We start from the raw sequence: 1241 nt of genomic DNA, 5'->3' as shown, positions 1-1241 counted from the left end.
CCTGCCGGTGGCGTTCGGCTGGCTGCGCCCGCCGGCCGCGCGGGAGCTGCGCGCGCAGCTGGCCCTGGACCGCGCCTCGGAGCCGCTGCGCTGGGACGTCTCGGCGCGCGCGTGGGCGTGGCCGGGGCGGATCCTGCAGGTGCCGGCGCGGGCCAAGGAGCGCACGGCCGCCGCGCACGACGTGCTGGTGGTGCACCCGTTCGCGTGCGCGCCGGTGCTGTCGGCGGCGGCGGCGACGTTCGGGTGGGCCGGCCCGCGCGGGCGCGCGGTGGAGCTGCCCCGGCACTTCGGGGACCTGCTGCCGGCGGCGCTGCCGGCGCGGGAGGACAAGGCGGGCTTCGACGGGGCGTTCTGGGCCGGGCCGGGCGCGGAGTTCGCGCGGCGCTGGCGCGGCGGCGGCCTGGACGGCGCGCTGGCCGGGCTGGTGGACCCCGAGGCGCTGCGCGCGGAGTGGCTCTCGGCGGCGCCGGACCTGCACTCGCTCACCCTGCTGCAGCACGCGTGGCTGGCGGAGGAGGGGTCGGCGGAGGGGGCGGTGCCTGCGCGCTGAGCCGGTGCAGGTGCCCGGCCAGGTGCGCGGCGACGTCCTCGACCTCCTCCAGGCGCCGCGCGCGCGTCAGGCGCACGGTGGGCAGCGCCAGCAGCCGCAGCAGCCCCACCCGGTCCGGCGGGGGCAGCCGCAGCGCCAGGGCGTCGACCAGGGCGGGCAGGCGGTGCGCCAGGGGCACGTCCTGCACGGAGGTGCCCTCCCCCCAGGCCAGGTGCACGAAGCCGCCGAGCTCGACGTCCACGGCGGCGCCGGGGTCGCGGGCGGTGCCGCGGCCGGCGCCGGGCTCGTCGAGGGCGACGCGCCAGCGGCGCCGGCGGCCCACGACGCCGAGGTCGTCGCCGGCGCCGAAGTGCTCGGCGGAGGGCAGGCGCAGGTCGACGCAGCGCGGGCCGGGCAGGACGCGCGCGCCGTCGAGGACGAGCACGTCGTCGGTGACGGGTTCGAGCCCGGCGCGCACGAGGGAGTACAGGGCGGTGCTCTTGCCGGCGCCGCGGTCGCCGAGCAGCGCCCAGGCCCGCCCGCCGGCGACGACGGCGGCGGCGTGCAGGGCCAGGCGGCCCTGCCAGTGGGCGACGGTGGCGGCGGTGGAGGCGAGGTGGGGGTGCACGACCTCGGCGTCGGTCAGGGTGCGGGCGGTGGCGAAGGTGGTGGTGCGGCGGGCGCGCTCGATGAGGACGCTGCCGCCGCCGGG

General features: G+C 80.9%; 2 pseudogenes. One reads left to right on the top strand and one right to left on the bottom strand.

The annotated features are described in order from the left end of the window. Nucleotides 1-550, top strand: a pseudogene (locus GTR00_RS21175) (hypothetical protein); the annotation flags it as partial. On the opposite strand, the pseudogene GTR00_RS21170 reads toward GTR00_RS21175, so the two are convergent. Further along, nucleotides 483-1241 (bottom strand): annotated as a pseudogene (locus GTR00_RS21170) (hypothetical protein); the annotation flags it as partial. The pseudogenes GTR00_RS21175 and GTR00_RS21170 overlap by 68 nt on opposite strands.

The organism is Kineococcus indalonis (assembly GCF_009906395.1).
In the GTDB taxonomy this organism is placed as follows: Bacteria; Actinomycetota; Actinomycetes; order Actinomycetales; family Kineococcaceae; genus Kineococcus; species Kineococcus indalonis.
Note: the sequence above shows the minus strand (reverse complement) of the source record. Positions and strands in the feature narration are given on the sequence as shown.